Origin of the sequence: Lewinella sp. LCG006 (assembly GCF_040784935.1) — a bacterium.
Taxonomy (GTDB): domain Bacteria; phylum Bacteroidota; class Bacteroidia; order Chitinophagales; family Saprospiraceae; genus Lewinella.
Map to the genome: position 1 here is coordinate 4985174 of NZ_CP160680.1, position 25805 is coordinate 5010978.

Annotated in this window: 17 protein-coding genes; 9 read left to right on the forward strand and 8 right to left on the reverse strand. The window is 47.4% G+C overall.

All coding sequences use genetic code 11. From position 1 onward, the window contains the following. Positions 1–385: 385 nt before the first annotated feature. Positions 386–8299 carry a gliding motility-associated C-terminal domain-containing protein gene (locus AB0L18_RS17850; RefSeq protein WP_367388670.1) on the reverse strand — a complete coding sequence of 2638 codons (7914 nt, stop codon included), beginning with the start codon at positions 8297–8299 and terminating at the stop codon, positions 386–388. A gap of 303 nt (positions 8300–8602) precedes the next feature. Between AB0L18_RS17850 and AB0L18_RS17855 the strand changes: the two genes are divergently transcribed. The 3 genes from AB0L18_RS17855 to AB0L18_RS17865 are packed head-to-tail and all read left to right on the forward strand — an operon-like array spanning position 8603 to position 11137. Beyond that, the gene (locus AB0L18_RS17855) at positions 8603–9547 is read left to right on the forward strand and encodes a lysostaphin resistance A-like protein (RefSeq protein ID WP_367388671.1); all 945 of its coding nucleotides are present in this window, start codon (positions 8603–8605) and stop codon (positions 9545–9547) included. Between the two features lie 59 nt (positions 9548–9606). Next, on the forward strand, positions 9607–10452 hold the full coding sequence (locus AB0L18_RS17860; protein ID WP_367388672.1) for a phosphatidate cytidylyltransferase: 846 nt from the start codon (positions 9607–9609) through the stop codon (positions 10450–10452). Between the two features lie 34 nt (positions 10453–10486). After that, entirely contained in the window at positions 10487–11137 is a 651-nt protein-coding gene (locus AB0L18_RS17865) for a phosphatidylserine decarboxylase family protein (RefSeq protein WP_367388673.1), read from the forward strand. Positions 11138–11236: 99 nt separating this feature from the next. Here the strand turns inward: AB0L18_RS17865 and AB0L18_RS17870 are convergent, their stop codons facing one another. Continuing rightward, positions 11237–12880 (reverse strand): alpha-glucosidase, encoded by a 1644-nt coding sequence (locus AB0L18_RS17870; RefSeq protein ID WP_367388674.1) that lies wholly within the window; start codon positions 12878–12880, stop codon positions 11237–11239. Between the two features lie 29 nt (positions 12881–12909). Beyond that, positions 12910–13761 (reverse strand): hypothetical protein, encoded by an 852-nt coding sequence (locus AB0L18_RS17875; RefSeq protein ID WP_367388675.1) that lies wholly within the window; start codon positions 13759–13761, stop codon positions 12910–12912. A 144-nt stretch (positions 13762–13905) separates the two neighbouring features. Between AB0L18_RS17875 and AB0L18_RS17880 the strand changes: the two genes are divergently transcribed. Beyond that, entirely contained in the window at positions 13906–15246 is a 1341-nt protein-coding gene (locus tag AB0L18_RS17880; protein ID WP_367388676.1) for a cytochrome-c peroxidase, read from the forward strand. A gap of 10 nt (positions 15247–15256) precedes the next feature. On the opposite strand, the gene AB0L18_RS17885 is transcribed toward AB0L18_RS17880, so the two are convergent. Continuing rightward, entirely contained in the window at positions 15257–15985 is a 729-nt protein-coding gene (locus AB0L18_RS17885) for a metallophosphoesterase (RefSeq protein WP_367388677.1), read from the reverse strand. A gap of 50 nt (positions 15986–16035) precedes the next feature. Beyond that, a complete protein-coding gene (locus AB0L18_RS17890) occupies positions 16036–16719 on the reverse strand; it encodes a S24 family peptidase (RefSeq protein ID WP_367388678.1) in 684 nt (227 codons plus the stop codon). Positions 16720–16898: 179 nt separating this feature from the next. On the opposite strand from AB0L18_RS17890, the gene AB0L18_RS17895 reads away from it, so the two are divergent. The 3 genes from AB0L18_RS17895 (at position 16899) to AB0L18_RS17905 (ending at position 19458) form a co-directional block, all read left to right on the forward strand. Beyond that, positions 16899–17753, forward strand: a complete 855-nt coding sequence (locus tag AB0L18_RS17895; RefSeq protein ID WP_367388679.1) for a glucosaminidase domain-containing protein — start codon at positions 16899–16901, stop codon at positions 17751–17753. Between the two features lie 100 nt (positions 17754–17853). Continuing rightward, the gene (locus tag AB0L18_RS17900) at positions 17854–18543 is read left to right on the forward strand and encodes an RluA family pseudouridine synthase (RefSeq protein ID WP_367388680.1); all 690 of its coding nucleotides are present in this window, start codon (positions 17854–17856) and stop codon (positions 18541–18543) included. A 324-nt stretch (positions 18544–18867) separates the two neighbouring features. Next, positions 18868–19458, forward strand: coding sequence for a YdeI family protein (locus AB0L18_RS17905; protein ID WP_367388681.1), 591 nt, complete (start codon positions 18868–18870; stop codon positions 19456–19458). 103 nt (positions 19459–19561) lie between these two features. On the opposite strand, the gene AB0L18_RS17910 is transcribed toward AB0L18_RS17905, so the two are convergent. The 3 genes from AB0L18_RS17910 to AB0L18_RS17920 all read right to left on the reverse strand — a co-directional run bounded on the left by AB0L18_RS17910 (position 19562) and on the right by AB0L18_RS17920 (position 23300). After that, entirely contained in the window at positions 19562–21271 is a 1710-nt protein-coding gene (locus AB0L18_RS17910) for a glycoside hydrolase family 10 protein (RefSeq protein ID WP_367388682.1), read from the reverse strand. 13 nt (positions 21272–21284) lie between these two features. After that, the gene (locus AB0L18_RS17915; protein WP_367388683.1) at positions 21285–22784 is read right to left on the reverse strand and encodes a hypothetical protein; all 1500 of its coding nucleotides are present in this window, start codon (positions 22782–22784) and stop codon (positions 21285–21287) included. A 372-nt stretch (positions 22785–23156) separates the two neighbouring features. After that, complete coding sequence (locus AB0L18_RS17920; protein ID WP_367388684.1) at positions 23157–23300, reverse strand: hypothetical protein; 144 nt, start codon at positions 23298–23300, stop codon at positions 23157–23159. Positions 23301–23644: 344 nt separating this feature from the next. Here AB0L18_RS17920 and AB0L18_RS17925 point away from each other — a divergent pair, with 344 nt between their 5' ends. Together AB0L18_RS17925 and AB0L18_RS17930 are read left to right on the forward strand one after the other, a co-directional pair. Further along, the gene (locus AB0L18_RS17925) at positions 23645–24262 is read left to right on the forward strand and encodes a TetR/AcrR family transcriptional regulator (RefSeq protein WP_367388685.1); all 618 of its coding nucleotides are present in this window, start codon (positions 23645–23647) and stop codon (positions 24260–24262) included. A 59-nt stretch (positions 24263–24321) separates the two neighbouring features. Next, positions 24322–25638 (forward strand): TolC family protein, encoded by a 1317-nt coding sequence (locus AB0L18_RS17930; RefSeq protein ID WP_367388686.1) that lies wholly within the window; start codon positions 24322–24324, stop codon positions 25636–25638. Positions 25639–25805 lie beyond the last annotated feature (167 nt).

Consider the following 25805-nt stretch of genomic DNA (forward strand, 5'->3'; position numbering starts at 1 on the left):
CTCGGCGTCGGCTGTGCCTGCGTCGGAGTAAATGCAAAATGCCGTTTTGCACAAGAGCTCGCCCTCCCTCGGTCCTTCGAATCACCCCCATTTGTATAAATACATTTATGCATTTACACAAACTACCTCAAAATCTAGCCCAGTGCGCAGGCCTTTAGGCCGGAGCCCGGTGCCGGGACGGCACAAGGACGAGGGATGGGAGCCGCTCCGTAGGGCAGGGTTTTATACCCTGCATGAAGGAGCGGCGGACAGCCCGGTGCCGCCCGCAGGGCCGGCACGGCCCCAAATCAACCATAAAAGACCAACCACGCCCCAAAGTCTACCCAAAAAAAATCCCGAATGCCAGGGTAGACATTCGGGATAATTTTCAAGCATTGCTAACCTTTTAGCGCATCAACATCACATCACCTTTAATGATTTCTACCTCGCCATCGATAAACTCTACCTCCATGAAGTAAACGAAAACGGCGGCGTTCTGTACCTGGCCGCGGAAACGACCGTCCCATCCTTCGGTAGGATTGTTGGGCAAGAAGTTGTAGTTCTCAAATACCGCTTCCCCCCAACGATTGAAGATCATGAAGGATTTGATTTCCTTGACTTCAGTTCCTCCAAAAGGATACAAAACGTCATTGTTTTCATCGCCATCTGGTGAGAAGGCTGTCGGTACAAAAACCGGACGTGTCTTGCGCACAAAGACGGTCATGATATCACTATCGCTACAGCCATTGATGTCCGTAATCGTCACGCTGTAAATAGTGCTCTGATCAGGGCTTACGGTAACGGCATTTTCTCCATTTACACCGATACTGTCGGGACGCCAGATGATGGTATCAACCTGGATGGTTTCGTCGTAAACAGCGGTCAGGGTAATTGGCTCTCCCAGCTGGATTTCGTTGCCATTGTTTTCCAGGCTGGTCACGATTTCTACCGCTACTTGGGTAGGTTCTAGTAGCATGATGGACAACTCTGTGAAGCAACCGTTTATATCCGTAATGGTCAGGGTGTATTCATTGCCACTGAGGTTGCCAAAGAACGGATTGGTTGTTGGGGCACCATTGTTCAAGCTGTAAGCATAAGGCGGCGTACCACCCGTTACATTGTTGATCACAATAGCTCCATCATTGGCTTGGAAACAGCTCACTTCGCTGATACTCACATCCGCAACGGGCACATCAAAGTCACTTGCTACTTCAACTTGATCGGTATCCGTACAACCAGCAGCATTTGTTACCTCAAGGGTATAGATACCTGGGGCACTAATGTCGATCAGTGCTGCGGTCGGATCCATGATCATTGCATCGGGGTTGTCACTCGTCCAGTTGTAAGTGACGCCCGCAGTGGAGTTACCTCCAAGTACGACGGCTCCCATGTTACAAGTCAAGGACTGGTCAAGACCAGCATCGGCCGTTGGGCTGGCATTGATGGTAAAACTCACCGTTGCGCTATCATCAGGACAAGCACCTCCATCCACGGTGTAGACAAAGGTATAAGTGCCTGAATTTTGCCCTACAGCATTGAAACTTCCTGCGGCTGGTTGGAAGGCGCCACCGGTACTCGGAGGAGTAGAGGTTTCTGTCCAGGTGCCTCCCATCTCGGCACCAACGAGGGCACCGTCAAGGTCAATGATTGTTGCATCCTCCGGGCAGACGGGATCAATGGTTGCATTGGCACCAGCATTTACTGGCGCGTCAACATCTACTGTCCAGGTCGCATCCACGGGATAGACACAGTTCGTATTAACTTGATCGCTTACTTGGGTAATGACTACGGTGGTTGCAGAGGTCAGTCCCGTCAAGGTAATTTGATCGCCATCGTTAACATTCGTCAGCTGATCAGGTACATCGTTCACGGTGTAATCAATGGTCAGCGGAGTGCCTTGTCCACCAGCATAACTGATGGTGAAAGCGGCATCCTCTCCTGCACAGATTACATCAGGTCCAGTCAGACCTATCGTCACTGGCTGACAAGTAAGGGCCGAACAAGTTCCCGTAGCGACACTGCTACCACAAATGCTGGAACCGCTGGCCGTCACCTCAATGATGACTTCCTCGCCATCAACGATGCCGTCTACGAAGTAGGTGTTGCCATTCTGGGTACCCGTAGGGCCTTGCAAAACGACAACCGTGTAGGTATCCGCACCAGCAACGTCAGCCCAGACAAAGGTGATACTACTAGTGGTTGCATCGCTACAGCTGATGGTCACCGGAGCAATCACATCTTGTACCTCTACACTTTCCGTAGCAGTATTGCTCACACAACCATTGTCGGTGATCGTCAAAGTGATGTCTTTCGCCCCGGGCGTAGCCCAATTGATTTCGTAAGGGCCTGCTCCGCTTCCACTGATGATGGTTCCACCTGCAAAGTCCCAGTCGTAAACAGCCGTACCAGTAGCGGTTCCGGTAAAGGTAATCGTACTGTTGTCTGTAATACAAATCGGGCTGGTCACTGTGAAGTCAGCTACAGGCACAGGGTTGACGACGATGGTATAAGTTGTGTCGTAAAAACACCCCGTCTGTTCATAAGACAGTGTTACTAAGTTATCACCAACATTGGCACTCGCTGGATCAAATGTTCCATTAGGCGCAACAATGCCGTCTCCAGACCAGGTGATCATACCCGTGATATTTCCACCTGTAATGACGGGACTCAACATTTGGTTACCCGCATCAGCACAGAATGGTCCGTAAGTATTGGGACCAAAGAAACGGTCGATACAAGCTTCTGAAGCACAGGTTTGGGTACTGCTAATGCCACCACAAATATTGTTGGTGATGACCACCACTTCAATCGTAACTTCATCCTCGGGCATCAAGTTGCTGAAGGTGTAAGTGCGGTTGGGGATATTTGCGGTTTCGGTTGCTCCGGCTGGTGCCGAAATTACGTTGACTTGGTAGTCGGTTGCTCCTACCACTGCGTTCCAACTAAAAGTAATGGAGGTGTTGGTGCTATTACAATTAATGACGGGTGCGATAAGCGAATCAATAACATCTACACTCAACGAGAATGGATCCGAAGCACAGCCGTTTTCCGTAACGGTAAGGCTGATGGTAGGGTTGCCGCCATCTGGCCAGCTGATTTCGTAAGGCCCTGCATCGGTGCCAGAAATGATGGTTCCGCCACCAAAGGTCCAAGCGTAATTGGCTGCGGGGTCAGCTCCACCTGTATAAGTGACAAGGCTGATATCGTCTTCGCATACAGGGCCAGTGGCCGTGAAAGAAGCATCTGGCTGAGCATTCACAACGATGGTAGTGGTGTCAGTATAAAAACAGGTCATTTCTTCGTAAGTAGCAATAATCTCAAAGCTGCCTGCTCCCGTTGCTGTAGGATCAAAGGTGCCTGCTACAGGGTCAATGATCCCGGTACCCGTCCAGATGAGTGTGCCCATCGTGTTACCGGTCAGTGTCGCCACCAGGTCGAAGCTGGAGGCATTAGCGTCAAGACAAATAGGCGCAACATCGGTGATCTCAACCGTAATGTCTGGGCAGTTTTCCAGCGCACAATCGCCCTGGAAGGTAATGTTTGGACAAGCCGTACCACTAATGGCCGTCACCTCAATAGTCACTGTTTGGCCAGGGGTCAAGCCCGCAACGGTAAAGGTCTGTGCGGGATCATTGCCAGGAGCAAAAGCATTGCCAGGAGCACTGATAATGCTTACGGTGTAATCGGTTGCACCAGCTACAGCTGGCCAGTTGAAGACAATGGAATCGCCCGTAACATCGCAGCTTATCATTGGTGCTATCAGCTCAGGAGCTACGGACACCGTTTGTGTAAAGGTGCTGCTTACACAACCATTTTCTGTAACAATGAGCGAAATGGTTTTATCTCCATCCGTTGGCCAGGTGACTGCGTGGGGCCCTTGCCCTGTTCCGGGAACAGCACTGCCTCCATCAAAATCCCAGGCGTAGGTAGCACTCATGGCAGCGTCGCCGGTGTACAATACATTGCTGCTACCGCTGACACAAACCGGACTACTGGCAGTAAAGTTGGCTGTAGGAATAGCATTGATTTGGATCACAATATCATCCACATAATCACAGCCCGCTTCGCGATAGTTCACCGTCACCGCTGCTGGACCAACTCCCGCCATCGTAGGAGAGAAGGTACCCGCCGCAGGGTCCGTAATGCCAGCACCTGACCAGGTAAAGACACCATCGCCAACACCGCCAGCAATAGTGGCCGTGAGGTCAAAAGAAGGCATGCCTGCCGTGAGGCAAATGGGCGCTACAGCATCTATGTCTACTGTGATCGCTGGACAGTCTTGCGCCTGACAGCTAAAAGTATTGCTGCTGTTGCCACAAGGGCCGCTACCCAAAGCGATGACTTCGATTTCTACCACATCACCAGCCATCAGGCCCGTAACGGTGAAGGTGCGGTTGGCTTCGTCGAGTGCTGTCATGGCTCCCGCTGGAGCACTGATGACGTTGACCTGGTAGCCAGTAGCACCCATGATAGCGTTCCAGCTGAAGACAATTTGCGTTGTGTTTGGACTACAGTTGATGACCGGAGCAGGCATCGGCGCTTCTACGGTAATATTCTGACTTCCGCTAGCACTGGTACAGCCGTTTTCACTGACCGTCAGGGTGACCGTTTTGGGACCACCTACTGCCCAGGTTACGGTGTGTGGGCCTTGGCCGGTGCCGGGCGTTGCCATGCCTCCGTTGAAATTCCACGAATAGGTAGCACCTGCACTAGCATTGCCAGTGTATGTGACGGTAGCTGCTTGCCCCGTACAGACATTGCTTGGCGCAATGGTAAAAGCCGACGTCGGCGTATCAAATACATTGATAGTCGTCATAGCGGAAGCCGTACAATTGCCTTCCGTATACGTTACCGTAATCACTTGCGGACCAGCGGTAGTTGGGGTAAACTGGTTACCCGTAACGTTGGGCCCGCTCCAGGTGAAGGTGCCATTCCCAGCACCGCCGCTTGCTGAGGCTTGCAGCGTAACGGGATTGTTCATGCCATTGAGGCAGATATCAGCAACTGGCGTAATGTTGATATTAAAATTCGGGCAGTTGGCCGCGGTACAAGTCACCTCGGTAGAGGTGGTTGGGCCACAGACGTTATTGGTGTTTGCCGTAACGGAAATTGTCACCGCCTGACCTGGGTTGAGGTTACTTACAGTATAAGAGGTGCCACTCAGTACACCGGCTGGCCCAGTAACGTCAGTAATTGTATAGGACGTAGCTCCAGCAACTGCAGACCAGTTGAAGACGACCGAAGAAGTCGTACTCGTTCCGCAGCTGACGATGGGGGTAGCAATGGGTGCAACCACACTGATACTTTGACTCACCTGGGTAGAAGTACAACCATTTTCCATGACCGTGAGGGTTACCGTTTTGGTACCGCCAGTGGGCCAGCTTACCTGGTGAGGCCCTTGGCCAGTGCCAGGTAGGGCATCACCATTGCCAAAATTCCAGGTATAGGTCGCACCGGGAGTAGCGTTACCTGTATAGGTAATAGTCACTGGTGTGTTGATACAAATCGGTCCGGGATTGCCAATGGTGAAACTCGCCGTAGGAGTGGCGTTGATAACAATAACTTCGGTATCAGTATATTCACAAGTACCATCAGAATAGCGGATGGTGACAGTATGACTTCCTACACCCGCAGCCGTGGGGCTGAATTCACCTGTTGTCGCGTTGACATTGTTACCTTCCCAAGTGATGGTGCCAGCATTGCTTTGTGAAGTATAAGTCAGGAAGATGTTTGGTGTGGTACTGGTCAGACAGATAGGCGCTACCGGATCAATATCGAGCTGAAAGGCAGGGCAGGAAAGAGTGCTACACGTAAAGGTAGCAGGCTGCACGGGACACAGATCGGTACCAATAGCTTGTACGGTAATCGTGACGTTGGTATTGGAGCTAAAGCCCGTCGCGGTAAACGAAGGGGAGAAGACCGTAAATACGTCCATGGTATTTTGCACCGTCACTTCGTATTCCGTAGCTCCGGGAATGTCATTCCAGACAAATTCAACGGTAGTCGAAGTACTGATTCCACACTGGATGACCGGTGGAGGAGAAGGCTGCTCCACACTGATTTGAGCCGTAACATCAAAGGCCGTACAGCCTTCATTATTGGTCACATCGGCAGTGATGGTCGTCAAGGCATCAACAGTAACGGTGATGGGGTTTTGGTTGTTAGGACCAGCACCATACCAGTTGATAGAACTGATCGGGTCATTGGATACTGCGGTGACCGTGACCATCTCTCCGGCACACACCTGATCGTCGCTCAACTCCAGTGTCACTTCAGGTGGTGGGACGATTTCGACATCGATACTGCCGATTTCCTGGCAGCCATTGGCGTCGGTTCCGATCACTTCGAAAGTATAGAAGCCAGGAGAAGGGTCAATGAGTACCCGAGGGTTATCTGCTCCAGCGTCATCAAGCCACTCGTACTCTCCGCCGGGGCCAGCACCAGAGGCTTCCAGTACTGTTTCTCCATTGCTACAACCAAAACCATTGGTAATAGCTACGTCGATGAAGGGGAGTTCATTGACATTAATATCAAGGGTAACTACTGCTTCACAACCATTGGGATCCGTAGCTGTCAGTTCAATGGTTGTGCTGTTTTGAAGTACTACGTTGATGATTTGATCATCGCCGAGGGACTGATTGGTATTTAGATCCACCCACTCCCAAGCGACACCATCAGAAGCTTCGAGCGTGAATTCGGTATCGGCACAAGCCTCATCCGGACCATCAATGAAAACGCTGAAATCGACAAATTCTACATCTACGGTTGCTTCGGTAGAGGGGCAGCCATCCACCATTACCGTAAGGGTATAGGTGCCAGCATCTGGAACATCCACCGTCTCTCCCATATAAATGGTACCGTCTGGTCCTTCCCAGGTATAAATCTCTACGCTGCCGCCAAGGTCTACACTACCTACCAGGGTGGCTAGGTCGCCTGGGCAAGGCATGCTCAGTACCTGTGCATCAGCGAAAGGCTGATCGGGTTCGAAAATATCAACGGAAGCAGTTCTAGGACAGTCGTTGGCTACGTTAATAGCGGTTACATCGTAATTTCCCGGGGGAAGGTTGTTTGGCGTAGTAATCAATCCAGAGCATCCAAGACACTCAAAAACGATGTTGTTATTTTGGTCAAAAACGTAGAAATTAAAGACTTCGTCGGGGTCAAAAGCTCCGTTACCTTCCATTTCGATGGCACCGTCGTCTTGTCCGCCACAAGTCACATCAATAGCAGTAAGTAAGGGATCATCATCATTACAACAAACAACGGAAGAAACGATGGAGAATTCCTGACCGGTATTACAGCCCGTTTGTGTCCAACTCCCACTATCACCATCGGACCAAATTGAAGCGGAAATTCCAATGTCGTCTCCCGTAAAACTAGGAGGACAATCTCCAACTTCGATATTGAGACAGAATTGGAAAGGCGGTGCGCCACCAGGTACATTGGAGCACCCACCGCCACCGTCACCCCAGTTGTTGCCGGGGTCGCCATCATTGGCAGAACCTCCACAACCTACGCCAGAGTTGGAGTCATAAGCGAAACCAGGGCCAAAGGTGTCTCCGGTGTTACAACCTGTCCAGGAATCGTACCAGTCCCAAGAGCCAGTCCCGTCACAAGAGCTTGGTGGGTTGGGGTTGATGGAGTTGACGTCCCAACCATCACCGAATTCAAAGGTTACAGCGTGCAACCATTCAATGGTACCAGCGGCGTTGCCTTCCCATATATTTACGTTTACGCAGACCTGTACATTTTGCCCGGAAGGGTAGGTACCGTTGATGGGAGGCGGGTTGGTGGTAATTTCGATGGCTCCTGGAGGGGCACAACTGTTACAGAGGTTTCTACTGACTACTTGTAAGTTGAAATTTGCCTGGTCGTCCACGTCACCACCGGAAACCAAGATGTAATAATCCAATCCAATCAAGGTATTGATCGTGACGCTGGTATTGCCGACGCCACTATTACAGTCAAGTGCCTGAAGCGACACACAGTTGCCACCTTGGTAAACCACAATATTGGGTTGAGCCAGGCCACTAAGATTGACGGTCGTTTGGTTGGCCGTCGCTATGAAGGTAAACCAAACTTCGGCTGCAGGCCCATTGGTAGCTCCCGAAGGACAGTTGCCGAATACCGGATAGGGAGAAATCGGCGTAGCATTAATATTACTAAAAGAGAAATTGTTAGTTACGGGGGTAGTGCTAGGACAAGAAGGAGCTGTAGTAAGGTTCAACACCGTTGCATCTCCACAATCATCATTCGCAGGTTGTGCAAAGAGCGAAAGGCTTAGGAGCGAAAAAACAGTCAAGGTAAAAAATACTCGCATAGTTACTCGTTTACCGAACGCTTGGGAATAATGCCGGGGCATCTCAACGGCTATCAGCTTTACTTCGTGAAGAAGAAGAAGCTTTGGTAAACCCAAAATGTGTTACACGAGTAGTAGTTAATTAGAGGCCTAATCGTTAGGTGTAAGGCAATGTTAGCTGAATGCGTTTCCCTGTGCGTTCTATATAATTCAGAAAATTTATGACCAATAAAATGGGTTATTGGCTCGCATGCTGGCAAAGATAGTTTATTTTGTCGGCTCACAAATGGATCAGGCGAAATTTAGGTCAATCAAATTATGTTAATGGCTACGAATTCAATATTAAATATGGGACTTGATAAACGTCCCGGAATGGTAACTGTACTGGCTTTATTGGCTTTTTCTTTTGGAATGGGGCTGGGTGGTACTTTGGGGGCGATGATCGTAAATGCTTTTGGGGTAAATATTGTGCCGATTGTTAATAGTAGTGAAGCGCTAGTGTTAAATCTCCTGGAGCGGCAAGCTATCCGGGGGTTTCATCTGGTATCTCATTTGTTTACTTTTATCTTTTCTACTTTAGTGGTGGTAGCCTTGGCGAAAGGCGAGCGTAGTTGGGGTGATTATTTGCAGTTGGGCCGCTTTACAAGTGCCAGGATTTTGGGGATGAGTATTGCACTTTTATTAGCAATGCTACCCATCATCTACTTTAGCAACTGGATAAATGCGAATTTGCCCTTGCCGGAATGGATGATTACGATGGAGAACAACCAGAATTGGATGATAGGGGAAGTTTTGCGGATGGAAAGTTTTAGCGAATTTTTGATAACCCTCACCGTTGCGGCTATCGCTCCGGCAGTGGGAGAGGAGCTCTTCTTTCGCGGATTGCTGCAGCCTCAATTGCAAAAATTGACCAACAACCCACATTTGGGAATCTGGCTGTGCGCTATTTTGTTTTCTGCGATCCATCTTCAGTTTGTAGGCTTCTTTCCTCGTATGCTGCTCGGTGCTTTGCTTGGCTATCTCCTTTGGTGGAGTGGTACCCTTTGGTTACCAATTTTGATTCATTTTTTGTTCAATGGTGCCCAGATAACAGGAGCCTACCTGTCTCCAGATGCCATGAAGGTGGCCACAGAGACTACCGAAATAGAGATGCCTTCTATTTGGTTGACCTTGTTGAGTGTATTTGCTGTAGGCTATTTAGTGAAATGGTTTACGGAAAGCGCGATACCCGCCAACGATCAACCCTTTGAGGAAGATAATCTGCCTTAGGCATGGGGCAGCTAAAACATATTCTGTATTTTTGGCCCTTTAATCAGACAAAAGCTTAAATGTCGGCAATGCAGGGGGTGTTAAGGAGAGGGGCTACTGCAGCAATCTTTGTGGTAGTCATGCTGGCAGGTCTTTTTGGGGGACCTTACAGTTTTGTATTGCTATTTGCGATTATTACGGGAATTTGCTTGTGGGAATATTTAGGAATGGTACTGATTCGTGATACCCGCCGCGATCGTATTCGTAAAATAGTGGGCTTGATGATGGGCATTATTCCCGTTTTGCTCAGTGCGCTAACCAAGTTAGAATTTATCAAGGACCCAGAAACGTTTGTTATCCTCACTTCGCTACTCTTCTCTCCTTTTATTTTCATGGCTTTTGTTTACGAGCTATTCACCAAGTCTGATCAGCCTTTTGCCAACATTGCCTATATCATTTTAGGGATAGTTTATATTGGTGTACCCTTTGCACTGTTGGATTTTATCGCCTTTGATGGCCAGCATTTTTATGCGAATACGGTTTTTGGCCTGCTGGTATTGACCTGGATGAATGATACTGGAGCCTACATCGTTGGTTCCCAAATTGGAAAAACACCACTTTTACCAAGAGTATCGCCCAAAAAAACCTGGGAAGGATCAATTGGAGGTGGGGTGATTACTTTTTTATCGGCGCTGGTACTGTACTTTACTTTGGATGAGTTGAGGATTGTGGATTGGTTGGTGCTGGCTGCGATTGTCAGTATTTTTGCATCACTAGGGGATTTGGTAGAGAGTATGTTGAAGCGTAGTGTCGATATTAAAGACAGTGGGACGCTCCTGCCTGGTCATGGAGGCCTACTAGACCGTTTCGACGGCTTTATTTTTTGTTTGCCTTTTGCGGCAGCCTATCTACTTTGGATTCGCTAACAACCACTTAATTAAGAGAACTAAGAACATCCTTATGATTCATAAAGAGGGAAGAAAAATCTTGCCATTGGCTTTTATTACTTTGCTCGGGCTTGCACTTTTTGGTCATTTCTACCTAGCAGCTTTGCCTGGCTTATTGCTTAAAATTGCTTGTGGCGTTTTCTTTTTGCTGATCCTTCAGTTTTTTAGAAACCCCAAACGCGTGATCCCTTTGGAGCATCCAAACCTGGTTTACGTTCCTGCTGACGGCAAAGTCGTCGTCATTGAAAAAGTGCAAGAAGAGGAATACTTCCAGGAAGAGCGGCTACAAGTCAGCATCTTCATGTCTCCCCTTAACGTGCACGTCAACAGGAGTCCCTTTCCGGGGATTGTCAAGTATTTTAAATACCATCCCGGGAAATATTTAGTAGCCTGGCACCCCAAGTCCAGCACTGAAAACGAGCGTTCTACCGTCGTCATTGACAATGGCAAGCACGAAATATTGCTACGCCAAATTGCCGGTGCCGTAGCACGCCGTATCCGTACCTACGTAAGCCCCAATCAACAGCTCCAACAAGGTGAAGAGTTTGGTTTTATCACCTTCGGCTCGCGGGTAGATGTTTTCCTACCGCTAGATGCGGAAATGAAGGTCTCCATCGGCGATGAGGTCAAGGGGAATATTGATGTGCTGGCGGAGCTTTCTTAGCGGTGGAAAAGGGTGTAAGGGTTGGAAAAGTGTAAGGGTGTAAGCGTTGTCATATAACTTTTACACCTTTACACCTTTCCTTACACCCACCCAACACTTTTACACCCTCCTATACACCCTCGCCTCCCACGCCCGCAAATGAGCATATTCCTGATCGGGGTAATTGCCGATGATCAGTTCCATTTCTTCTACTGGCGGACCGGGGAGCTCAGTCAATTCTGTTTCGGAAAAATTGAGGTAGAAGTAAAATTCTCCGTCTTCATCCCAGCGGCGATAGGCATAGAGTTCCGGGTGGTTGCCATCGATCATTTCGTATTCACCGTAGACCCAAGTTAGGTACTGCTTGCGTAAACGCAGGAGTTTTTGGTAGAAATAGAAGATGGAGTCTGGTTTGGCCAATACTGCCGCAGCGTTGATTGCTGGATAGTTGGGATTGACTTTGATCCAGGGCTCTTTGGCCGTGGTGAAGCCGGCTTGAGCACTATCATCCCATTGGATAGGTGTGCGCGCATTGTCACGCCCCTGTTGATGGATGGCCAGGAACAATTGATCCAGGTCTTCTCCTTTTTCTTTGGCCTCGGTCCAAGCGTTGAGGGTTTCCAGGTCGCGGTAATCGTCAATGGAGGGAAGGGCCACGTTGGTCATTCCAATTTCTGAACCCTGATAGATACTGGGGGTGCCACGTAAACTCAGGAGCAAGATCGCCAATAATTTAGCAGATTCTTCTCGGTAATCACCATCATTGCCCCAGCGGCTGACCAAGCGGGGAAAGTCATGATTGTCAAGAAAAATGCTGACCCATCCTTCCTCGCCAAGCGCTGTGTACCATTCGTTGAACACCCCTTTGAAAGCTTTCAAATCCCAATCGGCCAGATCAAATCTCCCACCCGGTCCCCAGTCTAGAAACATGTGACCAAAATGGAAGATCATATCCAGTTCCTTGCGTGATTCTCCTACATACAGGTTGCCTAATGCAGGGGGCACTCCTGGAGCCTCCCCAACGGTGGTAACGTCGTAAGGAGCAAGTGCTTTACGCTTCATCTCTTGCAAAAACTCGTGCAAGCGAGGGCCATTGGCATAAACCTCTTCAACAATTTTGGGAAAGTCGTTCCAGTCCACTTCTGGCCAATGGAGGCGCTTGCTGATGAAGGGAATGACATCCATGCGGAAGCCATCAACACCTTTGTCCAGCCAAAAACGCATCATTTCATAGACCTCTTCACGTACTTTAGGGTTTTCCCAATTGAGATCAGGTTGTTTTTTGGAAAATAAATGGAGATAATACTCACCACTGAGAGCGTCGTATTCCCAGGCTTCTCCACCAAAGAACGAAGGCCACCGTTCAGGCTTTTCTTTCCGCCAAATGTAGTAATCGCGATAGGGGTTGTCGGGGCCTTTTCTTGATTCCTGAAACCAATGGTGTTCATCGGAGGAATGATTGACCACCAGATCCATCATCAATTTCATTCCCCGCTGGTGAATACCCTCCAACATCTCCTCGAATTGAGCCATATTGCCAAATTCGGTCATAATGTCCTGATAATCACTGATATCGTAACCATTGTCATCATTAGGCGATTGGTAAATAGGGCTGAGCCAGAGCAAATCAACGCCGAGATCTGCCAGGTAATCCAGTTTTTCAATAATTCCTCCCAGATCGCCAATGCCATCCCCATTGCTGTCTTTAAAACTACGCGGGTAAATTTGATAGATGACGGCTTCTTTCCACCAGGTTTTTGTCATATTAATTGGGGGCTTGAATAAATGTAACGCTATTGTTCATAATGTTGCCAAAGCCAAAGGAGGCCATCCTTTTTGGTACTTTCAGGCATAAGAGGCAAATGCCTCAAGGTATATTTTTTTAATTCTTCAGCAGCTTGGGTCATTTCGTAGGCATTAAGCCCCCGATAAAGGAGGTAAGCTGCTGGGCCTAACCACTCGGGTGCAGCCACTTCAGGTTGTTGCCAGGGGGGAGCATGTTTTCGGTACCTACCGAGCATGTCTTCGGCTCCATCTTGATCAGGAATCCAGGCTAACAAAGCGAGGGCATCATTAGCGGGCGAAAGTATTTCTTGCTCAAGATCAAAAGGTAACTCCCGGTACGTTTTCTTACGCTTATCCCAAAGTTGACGATCTGTTTCATAGACATAGACCTCCTTCAATTGGATCAATTGCTCCACCTGTGCTGGGGGTAGTGGCCATTTCAGTAATTGATCAGCAGCCCAGACCCAGGAAGCTTGTACTGCTGGTGAAATTTGAGGATGCAAGGACTTCCATTGGAGCAGGCCTGTCTCCTGAGGATCCAGTGTTTCGGATAGAAGGAGGTGGTAATGGCCCGTTTGGTCAATGAAAGTAGAAGCCTCATCAGCCAGCTGTGCAATGAGGCCAGCAAGTACCAGATCACTTAGTTGTAGCTGCGTTTGACGGTTTGATTTTAGTTGTTTCTGACAAAAAGCTTGAAAGCTTTGGGGGGCGAGTTTTACCCAGAGAAGGCCTGCACACATCCACTCGGCTAATCCAGTGGGCAAGGCGGTAGAAGGCTTACTTTCATGAAGTAATTCATTGATCCAGGTCAAGATGACCTCTTCCTTAATTATTGCCGTCTTGTCAGCGCTTTCCTTCATCGTAAATCAAAGATCAGGAAAAGTAACAGGAATTTTCTGCATTGGGAGAGGAAAGTGAAAGGGAGATGGAAAAAAAGGAGAATTAGCTCAAAAACACATATTAATTAATTAGATTCGTGCTGTTGTTTCTAATAAAATGATTGCATGAAAAATTTAAACATCATCGTGCTGCTGTCTATAGCACTTTGTTATTCAGCTTGTACAGCCGATAAAGACGAAAATCTTGATAGTGAGCTGCTTAAAGTTTTGAACGAAGCCGACCCCGTCAACGGAAAGGAAGGTTTCTTGCTACCCAAGAGTTTTGATTACAGTAGTATCCCACAAGATCCAGCCAATCCTATCACTGCTGAGAAAGTAACGCTTGGGCGTCTTCTATACCACGAAACTGGGATAGCTGTTGACCCTATGCACCCCGAAGGAGAGGGGACCTATTCTTGCGCATCCTGCCACTTTGCTAGTGCAGGCTTCCAGGCTGGGCGTTTTCAGGGAATTGGAGAAGGAGGAAGCGGGATCGGAGGAAATGGTCTCGATCGGCTACGCCTGGATACTTATCAGCCGGAAGAGCTGGATGTACAACCCATACGTTCACCTACTACCCTTAATGTGGCTTACCAGGAACTCATGCTTTGGAATGGCCAGTTTGGCGCAGGAGGCGATAATGTTGGAACAGAAGAAGAGTGGGTTTATGACTCTCCATTGGCTGCCAACCACTTGGGCTATCAAGGGGTAGAAACGCAGGCTATTGCTGGGTTGAAAGTACACCGAATGGATATCGAAGAGGCACTGATCGCCGATTTAGGTTACAAAAGTTTATTTGATGCCGCTTTTGCTGATTGGGTCAGTGCCGACCGCTACAGTAGAGAAACGGCTGGATTGGCGATTGCAGCCTATGAACGCACCTTACTTGCGAATCGTGCTCCTTTTCAACGCTACCTGGAAGGAAAGGAAAACGCCCTTTCACCTGCGGAAAAACGAGGAGCCATCCTGTTTTTTGGAGAGGCGAATTGTGTAAACTGCCATAATGGACCTGCATTGAGCAGCATGAGCTTCCACGCTTTTGGTATGAAAGACCTGGACCAATGTGGAGAAGAGGTTTTTAAAACTACGCCAAATGACGCTGCTCACCTGGGGCGGGGTGGTTTCACCAAAAGGGCTTCGGACAACTATATGTTCAAGACGCCCAGCCTTTACAATATGGCAGATTCTCCTTTTTATGGCCACGGAGCATCGTTTCGGAGTATTCGGGAAGTGGTTGAGTACAAAAACGGTGGTACCGCAGAAAATAGTAGGGTACCTTCAAATGCACTTAGTCCTTATTTTCAACCGTTGGGCTTGAGCCAGGGAGATATTGAGGACATTACGGCCTTCTTGGAGAATGCCCTTTACGATCCTGAATTACATCGCTATCAGCCGGAAATGGTTCTAAGCGGACAATGTTTCCCCAACAATGATACCCAATCTAGTGCTGATTTGAATTGTAATTAATCGTCCGTCGCTAAAGATATACCACAGCGTGTTGAAGTGTTGCCCCATCCCAATCAATTTGGCGGTAGGCAATACGGTGATGGTCAACTGCAAAATGCTGCTGCCGCCAGTCAATCTGAAAATAGCAACTTGGTGTAACATGGACATCCAGGTTCTGCCATCGGACAGATTTTTCTACGTGGTAATGGCCCGTGAAAATACTGATGGGGTAGGGGTGTTCGGTAAGCAGCTTTAAGAGCGGTTCAGGTTCGCGCAAAGCGTAGCGGGAATCCATGTAAGGCACACCCATTTTCAAAGGTGGATGATGCATAAATAAGCAGAGCGGGTGAGGGCGAGCTTGCAGATAAGCTTGTAACAATTGCAAAGTGGTGTCTTCTAACTGGCCCGACCCTGAGTCGAGCAGGACAATCGGTGGTTCTTCTGAACTAGAAGTAAGAAATAAAGTCTGGTGCTGTAATTTTTGCTGAAGATCAAAAACATCGAACATCATTTCCTGGTTGTCGTGGTTGCCAGGAATGACCAGGTAGTTAAGTTGTAAACCATCTAATTGCTGCTTGATCCATTGGTAAATTTCCACGTCACCATCATGTAAACAAAGGTCACCGCTGATGACGAGTAAATCATGTGGAACCGCTTTGATGGCAGTCAATATTTTGATAAAGTTAGCTCTGATGTCAATTTCGAAGGGACGTTCTTCAGGCGTGCCGATGTGAAGATCGGTGATTTGAATAATTCTCATAGGGCTTAATGGATTGACGGAAATTCCTGCTGTACAAGTCGTTCCCTTCCTTAACTAATAGCGTGACCTGTTAAACGACGTTTTACCCGCAAAACTTGTTTGATTTCTTCCAAATCCAATTGGTAAGGCTGGTAAACGCTGGTATTGTCTGAAATAAGGAGCAGTTGGGTCACTTGTCCATCGGTTTTCAATTGCTGCACTCGCTTGACCACTACCACATCACTTACAATGACGTAAACTTCATTGTCGCGAATAACGGGAAAACTGCCATCCAAGGGCCGCTCCAAAGCTTCACAGATGACTAAATCACCACTTGTAATCGTAGGCAACATACTGTCTCCGCTGACGGGGAAAGCCAGAAGCTCTCCTTCCATCCCTGGAATGCTAAAACCAGGTAACTCTTTAAAATAGGTGGGATCTTGAAAATCCAGGGCATATCCAGCCAGTGCTTTCTGTGGAACCAGGCGGATATTTTGGCGACCACTGCCGACGATTTCGCTGCTGTCGTTTCGATCATTATCAGAAGTATTGCGAAAAGGAGGTACGTCGAGGCCAAACAAATAGTTGGCATCAATGTCAAATGTTTCGCATAATTGGTGGATTTGCTCTACCGTGAGGTTGCGCTTTCCTTGCAGGATACTATTGATTACGTGGTTGTAGGTACCCAGATGTTTGGCTAAATCAGACTTGCCGCGGATCAGATGCTTGTCTTCTAAAATTTTATATATGTGCACAAACCGTTGATTAACAACGCTATCTGAAAATTTGCTCATTTATTTTAAAATAAAAGTTTGAAAAATTTTGCTTATAATAAACTTTGTGTTTTATATTTGTAACGCAAGCAACAATAAGTTTTTGTTTTACCACAAAATATTGTCGCAATATAACAATAAGTTTCGCAAAATTCTCAGCCATGAAATCAAATTCAACGCAGTATACCCCCCGGGGAGGGTACGAAGATCGACGACGCATGCAGCCCGGGCGCGAAACACCCATTGGTCCTATTATCAATTGGGCAGCCCTCTGGTCACGCATCTGGTTGTTTCTCAAGCGCTTAGTTGCAGAGCTCTGGTACCTGGTCAGCCGCCGACAACCAGTAAAGGCCCCGGCACGAGCTTCTCGAAATAATCAGAACGGCCCCGGCATTATTTTGTTTAGAAAGTGGTCACTACCTCTCTTTAAAGTTGCTGCAGCTTTGGCCTTGTTTTTTTATGTGATGCAAAGAGATATTCAGTTCTCTATTCAGATGAAAGCTCCTTTTGCACAGTCAACGGGCTACTCGGAAGAAGTAAGTCAGAATGGGATAGAAGCCATGGGCTTTGCTCAAACGGTAGGTTTAGGGAGCTCCTCTAAATCTGCGGCGAAATCGGAAGCACTTGATCTGAATGCGGTAGAGGATTACCTCGATCGTTTTGCCCAGGTTGCACAAACCGAGATGGAAAAGTATGGTATTCCCGCTTCCATCAAAATGGCTCAAGCTATTCTGGAAAGCCGTGCCGGTCAGGCAATGGACGCTAAAGTTGATAACAATCATTTTGGAAAGCCAATGGCTGGCCAACCCTACGAGTCGGCTTGGCGCAACTGGCGGGAACATAGCCTCCTCCTGGTCAATCGCCATCCTGATTTACTGAAGCATGATAAAGATTTCCGCGCCTGGGCTCGTGGCCTCGAAAAGGCAGGCTACAACAAAAGCCCTAATTATGCGAATCAGTTGCTCGAAATTATTGATCGCTTTCACCTGGAGCAACTGGATGACCCGACTATTTGAATCTAAATTTTATTGTTCTCCATTTTCTCAAAGTCGACCGCCTCCAATGGGAGGCGGTTTTTTATCTGTCATACGAAGGAAATGCTTGTACCTTTGTGCCATGAATACAACCTTGTCTATCCTTTACCAAGACGAACACTTGGTGGTGATCAATAAACCCATCAACCTCCCCGTGCACAAGAGCCAAGGGATGGCCAATGATGCGCCTTACGTGACCAAATATTTGGGCCAGCAGCTGGACTGCTCCGTCTACAATGTTCACCGCCTTGATGCCAAAACTTCCGGCATTCTTTTATTGGCACGCTCTCCGGAAATGGCTACCCAGCTGACGGAGCAGTTTGCTCGCCGTGAAGTAAGCAAAGTTTATCATGCCCTGGTGAAAGGAAATCCTGGCGAAGGCATTTTTGATACCAAAGTGAAGAAGGCAAAACAGGGCAACAAAGCTGCCGCTGAAACCGCATATCGTACCCTCCGTACCGTCTATACAGGCCTCGAACACAAAGGCGAAGAGAACCTCGCGATCAGCTTGGTGGAACTCATGCCCACCACTGGTCGCTGGCACCAATTGCGCCAACATTGCGCCCATAACCGCCACGATATTATTGGTGATGCCGAACACGGCGACTTCCCCCTCAATCGCCTCTTCGCGGAAATGATGGAGGAGAAGCGCCTGTACCTTCACGCTTATTCGCTGAGTTTTGATCATCCCATCACGAAAGAACGCCTGACTTTTCAAGAGCCTACGCCAGTGGCGTTTGCGGTGCTATTGGATAGGTTGGAGGTGGGGTAGTCTGTAGGGGGCATGCCTTCTCCGACACCAGGCTGTCCACGCGCTGCTCCGCTCCGTAGGATCGGGTTTCAAACTCGATCCTATGGAGTGGAGCAGCGCAGCTAGTGTTGCGCCCTAAACTCACCTTAATTATGCACTTACATTCACGATGTATAGCAACGACGTTAGCATTGCCACAAAGGTCAAGGCCGAAGATCATAAACAAGAAGTACAGATAACAAGGGTATTCGATATTTATTTTTGGCCAATATTACTGCTTGTACTTACTTTTATATCCTGGTATTTAAGACCTGTAAACAGAAGCATCAATTCATCACTCGCCGTATGAATAACAAAAAAATAATAGCCGTAGAAAGGTTTTTAAGCCGAGCCACCAAATGGCAAGAAGAAATGATCATGCTACGAGAGATCTGTCTCGATAGCGAACTGACCGAAGATTTTAAGTGGATGCATCCTTGTTATACCCTGGAAGGTAAAAATGTTGTGCTCATCCATGAGTTTAAGGCGTATTGCGCGCTGTTGTTCCACAAAGGTGTCTTGTTGAAAGATCCCAAGGGGCTGTTGATCCAACAGACGGAGAATGTGCAATCAGCACGTCAGCTCAGATTTACCAATTTGCAGCAAATCATAGATTTATCATCCACTATCCAATCCTACATTCTCGAAGCCATTGAGGTAGAAAAAGCTGGATTAGAAGTGGAAATGAAAAAGACTTCGGAATTTGAGATGCCCGATGAATTCCGAGAAACCCTAGCCAGTGATGCTGAATTGGCAACCGCCTTTGCTGCGCTAACCCCAGGCCGCCAAAGAGCTTACTTGCTGTATTTCTCCCAAGCAAAACAAGCCAAAACCCGGCAGACAAGAATCGAAAAATGCATCCCCAAAATTTTCGAAGGAAAAGGACTGAATGATTAATTAATGTGAGGCTTGCGGTATTGATCTCCAACACCCGGCCCGAAACCCAGCTACTTCGAACCACCAACCATCTAACCAACAACCATCAACCAACTAACCAACCTTACTGCTTCAAATCCCTCCGTCTAACCTTCGTTCTGACCTTACGTTCTTTGGTCTTTTTAGTTCGTGGCCGTTTGATGCGGGTATTGGTTTTTTGTAGAATTGAACGGGCCGCACCGGGATTACTTTCCACGTTGGCTCGATTGGCGGTGCGGATGGCGTAGGTATAAGTTTCGCCCACCGCAGTGGCATTGTCATAAAACTCCACTTTACGTTGATCACCGGCTGCTAAAGGTGTAATTGCCAAAATATTGGCGGGGTCTTCGAAATCGCCTAGCTGCTGACCATTGAAGCGGTAAATGACATAATAATGGGCTTGTTGACGAACTCCGTCTATGCCTTTACCTGGGCGCCAGCGCAACCGTACGGCATCATTTTTCCATTTAGGACGAAGCAATTCGCTGGCAGCCAACTTGGGCAGTTCCAGCTCTGGACGTTCCTGCCACAGTGCCGGGTATTGGTAATAAGTACGTAAACTATCTTTTAACCGCAATGGGTTGGCCGAGATAGATTTAGCACTGAAAAAGGCACTCCCCAAGGTGCGGAAATTGCGCCGGTTGAGGTCAATTTGTTTGGGGATTTCCCCTGGGTCATTCCACTCTACTACGGCATTATCGCCCACTTTGTAGGCTGCATGACCGATGTAGAGAGGCAGGTCTCGCGAGTTTTGGCTCCACCATTGTACCAGTGTTTGGTGATCAGCTGGCGCGTAACCAATACTCCAATAGATTTGCGGCATCACGTAATCCAGCCAGCCTTTGTTGATCCAGTTGAGTACATCAGCGTAGAGGTCATCGTACGAAGTGGCACCAGCTTTGGTGGCAGAACCTCCAGGAGCCTCGTCGCTTTTATTACGCCAGACGCCAAAAGGGCTTACCCCTAGCTGCACCGTGGGGCGTACGGATTTGATGCGTTGGTGCAGGGCCTGTACCAATTGGTCGGTATTGTTTCGCCGCCAATCCTTGATGTCTTTGTAGGGTTGTCCGTAAAACTTGAAAGTCATGCTATCGGGGAAGGGCGTATCTTTTACGGGATAGGGATAGAAGTAGTCGTCAATATGTATACCATCAAGATCGTAGTTATCAACGAGTTCACCCACCACATCTACCAAATGGTTCCGAACTGCGGGAATACCTGGATTGAAGTACATTTTACCTCCGTAGGCAACCAGCCAGTCGGGGTGTTGAAAGACCGGATGAGTGAGGTAGAGACTTGCCGTATCCAGGTTCATGGATGCGCGAAACGGATTGATCCAGGCATGAAATTCCATCGCTCTAGAGCGGGTTTCTTCTATCATAAAAGCCAGCGGATCAAAATCTTCTAAAGGTGCAGCACCCTGACGCCCGGTAAGGTAAGCCGACCAGGGCGCATAAGCACTTGGGTACAAGGCATCACCCGCTGGGCGAACTTGCACAATTACGGCATTCATGCCCACGTCCTGCAATTGATCCAACAGGTTGCGGTATTGCTCCTTTAAGGCAATGGGGTTGGTAGAAGGCGATTTAGGGTAGTCAATATTGAGTACCGTGGCTACCCAGGCGGCTCTAAGCTCCCTTTTGGGGGCTTTTACCGGCTGGTATTTGATATTTTGCGAAGCACCATTTGTGCTCCATAAAATAGAAAAAAGGCAGAGTAGTAGAAACGTACGGGTGAACAAGTGCATGATGATGTTTATAGTGTGCAAAAGGTAAAGGACGCAGTTGATTTTCATCAACTTACTAAGTTTATCCTTGCGGATTTTCAGCATTTTCGATGGCCATGAGCCGCTCCAATTCGGCACCAGCTTCATCGCGGCAAGTATTCTCCAGCCAATAACGGTTAACAATATTTGTAGATTGTTTAATCTGTAAATAAAGCTGGGCGAACTTCTCCTCCTTGCTAGGCCCACCATAAGAGCGTGGAAGTTGCTTGAGCAGGGTGAGTTTTTTGGCAAATCGCAGGAAGTTGGTGTACTGCTTTTTTCGGGTATTGGTCATTTTCCGGTTGCGAATCACGTAAATTCGGAAAGTATCAATCAACGACATGAGTGCTTCGGTATCGCCCAAAGCGTAGTAGGTGGCCAGCAATAAGTTGTTGTAGTTGAGGTGATAAGTAACATCAGAGAACCGCACCAACAGCAAGTGATCGAGTGCTTCATTGTAGCGCTGCTTGGAATAGTTGAGGTGCGCCATGTTGTAGTTGTAGGAGTTTTCCCGAGGTTTTTCGGGTAGCCGCTCTTTGTAGGTTTCCAGGAAAAATTCCGTCCACTCAAATTCTTGCAGAATACAACCCAGTACGGTGATGTTTTTGTAATTCCATTCGTTGAGCAGGCCGTTGGTGAAAATCAGTTCGTTGGACAAACCTTCCTGGTAAAGTTCAAAAAGCTCTTTTTGGAAATTCGGCTGTCCTTTGTTGATCTGGCGAACACAGTAATTATTAGCATACGAGTAAAGGTCGCGTTGCTCGTGTGGGCTAAAACGGTGGATATGCTCTTGTAGCAAAAGCTTCAAATCTTGGTAATAGCTGGGGTTGTCATCCTCGCGCAAACTCATCAATATCGTATAATATAGATGAATAGAAATATCTTCCTCAAACCGCTCTTTATTGGAGAGATAATAGGCGATCAATTCATCGAGGAAGCTGTAGTCGAACTGCGAATTACTCAGTATCTCGTGGGCTGTGAGCTGGCAACAGTGACGGAGCTTTTCGAGAATAAAGTAGCGGTCCAGCTTGTCATTGAGTTGTTGCAGGAGATCAGCCTCGTTGCGGTCTTCGTGTTGGTTTTTGTAATAAGCCATGATGTTCAGGTACCGAAACTGGGTGTAGTAGTGCTCGGCGTCCTGGTGGGGGTGATTGCTTATTTTACGTTCTAACTGTTTTGCACGGTTCTTAAGTAAATCAAATTGGTTGTTATAATAGGTCGCTTCCAGTAGGAAAAGGTCTTCTTTAAAGTCTTGTTCCTCGTAGCGCTGTTGAGCCAGAAAACTATGGAGCAGTTTTTTTAAACTCGACATCGTATTGAATAGCAACTGCTCCGAATACGGTTCCTTTGGGTAGAGTTTTTTGAATACCAACTCACGTGTAAGTTTTTTAGGATTGGTGTCCAGGTATTTATAAATATAATCTAATAATTCTATGGTCTTTTCATGCTGGTTGAAATAGGGAGAATTAACGTATACTTTAAACCGCTGACGACTCTTGGAGGGAAGGTCACCAATGTTTTTTATTAATTTACTTTCTTGCATAGAAGCATGATTAAATTCAGAAAATAGGTTGTGGTGAGTGCTTAATGTATTGTTGGTCAGGTTTTTGTGTTTATGTGTTGTGAGATATCATTCCAGAAATATAAATAAAGGTACGTTAATTTTCCTGATTTTACCCTCACTTTTGTATCAGCCTATTGGGAAACACTATAAACAGTTTCTAAAATTGGCGCTTGTTATTGTTCATGGAGTTAGGGTTGATTGGTAAGTACAAAATAATTAATTCCCATTCCACATCGGGTAGCTTATTAAAGACCTAACAGACTCCGGTTTGTGCCTAAAAATTTTTAGCGGCATTGGTGATCTTCACCGATGCCGCTTTTCGTTATACGGTAGATGTTGTCGTAAAGTTGCTTAGGGGCCATGCCTTATATTGGCGTGGATAATGTTGACATCGGTGGTGCTAAGGTTAGTGAAAACGTGGTCGCAATTACAATTTTGCGCCTGTAGGCCAATCGTTAGGAGGCCTAGCAGAAGTAGGAAGAAAAGGTTTTGCACGGTAAGTTGTTTTTGGGATACTGTACCTCAGCACAGGGGAAAAGCTGTTTCTAAGGCATCATCAGTATAGTTGCTAAAAAGAAAGATAAAGGTGTGCAGTCTTTTTCTTCTAGTATGTTGAGGACTATAAACGAAAGAACCTAGAAATAATGTCTGTAGCAGATGTTTTTTTGGTGCAAATCACCTAATTCAATCAGGATTTTGAGCACGTTGGTAGAAAATGAAAAAAATGTTAGTAAAAAACCGAGGAAACTTTCAACTAATTAAAAGTTTCCAACGTTTCTTTGCGAAATATTAAGCCTTTAAAGATTTAAGTAGATAAAAAGGCAGTGTTTCAGCAGGGTATGGTAAAGCAGCAGATAATAGAAAAGTCAGAGGAGTTATTTATGCGCTACGGAATACGTAGTGTGAGCATGGATGACATCGCGCGGGAACTTGGTATCTCCAAAAAGACTTTATACCAGCAGGTAGAAAACAAGTCAGATTTGATTCGGCAAATCTTCGCTGAGCGATCACTTCTCGAACGCCAGGCGATAGAGGCTATGCGGAAAGAGTCAGACAATGCGATTGAGGAAATGGTAGAGGTGGCCCGTTTTATGATTAGTCGATTAAGGCTGGTTTCACCGACATCCCGGTATGATTTGGAAAAGTATTACCAGGATATTCACCGGGAGTTGGATCACTTGCACATGACCTTTTTTACGCATTTTATTCAGGAAAACCTGGGGCGCGGCATCGAGGAAGGCTTGTATCGACGGAGTACAAAAGTAGGCTTGGTTGCCAAATTTTTTGTGGGCATGGCTACGCGCCTTGCACACAATGAATACTTCTCCGTTAAAGAGCACAGCTTGGAGGATCTGGTCAGTCAACTTTTTGTGTATCACATCCACGGCGTCGCATCAGAAAAAGGGATGCAGGTCGTACGAGCGTACTTAGGGCAGGAGGATGAAGAAAAGATATAGTAATTATTTTATCAACAGGTGGCCTACTACTAATGGAGCCACCATATAACCGACAATTCATGAATCACCCATTGCGTGTCCTTGTCTTTTGCACGCTGATGACTATGTTGCAAGCCGGTTGGAGCCAATCTGCGGAAATGAGCATGGATCAATTGATTGATTATGCGCTGGCCAATAGTCCTGAAATGCTGGACGCCCAGTTGAAAGTTCAAGACGCTGAAGCCCAGATTTTGCAAAGCAAGTCTACCGGTTTACCACAAGTTAGTGGTACGGGTACTTACCAGCGTTATTTCGAAGTTCCGATTGTACCGCTACCGCCAGAATTTACCGGAGGTGAGCCTCAGGAAGTTTCTTTTGTATTAAAGAACAACTTTACGGCTGGTGTCAATTTGGATGCGATGATCTTCGATGCCGCTTATTTTGTGGCCCTCAAGGCGGCACGTGCCGCGCGTACTTATGCTCAGTTGGAGCTGGTCGATCGCCAGCGACAAGTCCGCCAGCAGGTTCGCGATGTCTATCTGCCCGTGCTGTTGTTGCAATCTAATCTGGCACAACTGGACAAAAACCTGAGTAACCTGGAAGAACTTTTTCGGGAAACACAGGAAATTTACGAAGCAGGTTTTGCGGAACAGTTGGATGTAGATCGACTGGCACTTTCCCTGGCCAATTTGCGCACCGAGCGCGATGCCCTGGATCGGCAATACCAAAATGCTTTGCGGGCACTCAAGTTCACCATCAATTATCCGGCCGGGCAAGAACTCACCATTGCTGATGACATGGAGGCCATGCTGAGCGATGATAATCCGGAAATGTTGACCACAACAGTGAATTACAACCGACGCCCGGAAATCAATCTTTTGGACAAGGCGATTGAACTGAGTGATTTAAATGTTCAGAATTTCAAAACCCGTTACCTGCCTAGTCTTCGTGGCTTTGCTGGCTACCAGTACCAATACCAGGGCAATGATTTTCAATCTGGCTTCTGGGCTCCCACCGGTTTTGTAGGTCTTACATTAAATGTACCTATTTATGATGGTGGGTTTAAGCGCTCCCAGATTGATCGCGCTAACATCACACGGCAGCAAGTACAAGTACAACGCTCGACAGTGCAGCGTTTGATTGACCTGGAAGTGGAAAATGCCCAGGCTACCTATCTCAGTGCCCAGGAAAGACTTAATGATCGTGTGGATAACCTGGCACTTGCCCAACGTATCTACGATACCACTCAAGTGAAATACCGGGAAGGCGTGGGCTCAAGCCTGGAAGTAAATCAGGCGGAACAAGCACTTTACACTGCTCAGACCAACCGCTTGCAGGCCATTTACGAGGTCCTACAGGCTAAAATTGCCCTCGAAGAAGCACTGGGGCTAAACTAAGGAACGGCACGAAAATAAATTGAGCCGACGTTTTTCAAATAGCTAATTAAGCGATTCATTGCAAGTGTATCAGCTATTTGGGAAACCTAAAAGACCACGAAGTAGCCGCGAAGCGAACGCTCAAGTTATTTTCTGCACAATAAAATTGTAAAATATCAACCTGCTAA

Bases quoted from the DNA above. Each gene is read 5' to 3' on its own strand.
- AB0L18_RS17885 (WP_367388677.1), bottom strand. From the start codon at position 15,985: ATGAGAATTATTCAAATCACCGATCTTCACATCGGCACGCCTGAAGAA.
- AB0L18_RS17895 (WP_367388679.1), top strand. From the start codon at position 16,899: ATGAAATCAAATTCAACGCAGTATACCCCCCGGGGAGGGTACGAAGAT.
- AB0L18_RS17915 (WP_367388683.1), bottom strand. From the start codon at position 22,784: ATGCAAGAAAGTAAATTAATAAAAAACATTGGTGACCTTCCCTCCAAG.
- AB0L18_RS17900 (WP_367388680.1), top strand. From the start codon at position 17,854: ATGAATACAACCTTGTCTATCCTTTACCAAGACGAACACTTGGTGGTG.
- AB0L18_RS17865 (WP_367388673.1), top strand. From the start codon at position 10,487: ATGATTCATAAAGAGGGAAGAAAAATCTTGCCATTGGCTTTTATTACT.
- AB0L18_RS17905 (WP_367388681.1), top strand. From the start codon at position 18,868: ATGAATAACAAAAAAATAATAGCCGTAGAAAGGTTTTTAAGCCGAGCC.
- AB0L18_RS17930 (WP_367388686.1), top strand. From the start codon at position 24,322: ATGAATCACCCATTGCGTGTCCTTGTCTTTTGCACGCTGATGACTATG.
- AB0L18_RS17910 (WP_367388682.1), bottom strand. From the start codon at position 21,271: ATGAAAATCAACTGCGTCCTTTACCTTTTGCACACTATAAACATCATC.
- AB0L18_RS17855 (WP_367388671.1), top strand. From the start codon at position 8,603: ATGGCTACGAATTCAATATTAAATATGGGACTTGATAAACGTCCCGGA.
- AB0L18_RS17925 (WP_367388685.1), top strand. From the start codon at position 23,645: ATGGTAAAGCAGCAGATAATAGAAAAGTCAGAGGAGTTATTTATGCGC.
- AB0L18_RS17875 (WP_367388675.1), bottom strand. From the start codon at position 13,761: ATGAAGGAAAGCGCTGACAAGACGGCAATAATTAAGGAAGAGGTCATC.
- AB0L18_RS17880 (WP_367388676.1), top strand. From the start codon at position 13,906: ATGAAAAATTTAAACATCATCGTGCTGCTGTCTATAGCACTTTGTTAT.
- AB0L18_RS17850 (WP_367388670.1), bottom strand. From the start codon at position 8,299: ATGCGAGTATTTTTTACCTTGACTGTTTTTTCGCTCCTAAGCCTTTCG.
- AB0L18_RS17870 (WP_367388674.1), bottom strand. From the start codon at position 12,880: ATGACAAAAACCTGGTGGAAAGAAGCCGTCATCTATCAAATTTACCCG.
- AB0L18_RS17860 (WP_367388672.1), top strand. From the start codon at position 9,607: ATGTCGGCAATGCAGGGGGTGTTAAGGAGAGGGGCTACTGCAGCAATC.